Origin of the sequence: Neorhizobium descurainiae (genome assembly GCF_051400715.1) — a bacterium.
Taxonomy (GTDB): Bacteria; Pseudomonadota; Alphaproteobacteria; order Rhizobiales; family Rhizobiaceae; genus Neorhizobium.
The window spans coordinates 1-576 of record NZ_JBLFFK010000102.1 but is presented as its reverse complement, the minus strand read 5'-3'; the positions used below and the strand labels follow the sequence as shown (position 1 = coordinate 576).

1 protein-coding gene is annotated in these 576 nt (G+C 69.1%); it reads right to left on the bottom strand.

Translation table 11 applies throughout. From position 1 onward, the window contains the following. Positions 1–19: 19 nt before the first annotated feature. A partial coding sequence (locus ACMGE0_RS33625; protein WP_436820185.1) for a PP-loop family protein occupies positions 20–576 on the bottom strand: 557 nt, incomplete at its 5' end.

Genomic DNA, 576 nt, shown 5'->3' with positions numbered 1-576 from the left:
ACGCGGTTCTTTAGGTCGATCAGTGTGATCGCCGCGCCGGAGCCAGGCTGAAACGCCATTCACCATGTTTCGCGGCGGCTTTCACCCCCGCAATCGTACCGGTGCCGTCGCCATCGAGCGTGGTGACGAGGCGATCGAGTCCCTGCTCGTGCCAGGGCTCGTGAATCCCGCCTTGGTGCCGCACATGTTGGACGGCGAGCCGCACCAGCCGGCGGCGCAGCTCATAGGGCAGTTCAACCGGGTCGAACGTCGCTGCGGCGCCATCCGCGCGGAACCGCGCCGAGAGCTCGCGCTGCAACGCCCATTCGAGCGCGTCCTCCGCATGGCGCAGATTCTGCGCGGAAAGCGCCAGGCGCGAGGGGACGAGGTCCGGCGTCGACTGGATCAGCGCACGAATCCGGCTGCGGTCGTAGCGCGGATCACGGTTGGACCGGTCCTCGACGAAGGGCACGCGCTTGCAAACCGCGAGCCCTTCCAGCTCGGCGCGTGACCAGTCGAGCAGCGGCCGCACGAGCTCCAGCCCGGGAGCAAGCTGCCGCGAACGGCGCATCGCTGCGAGCCCGCCCACCCCGGATC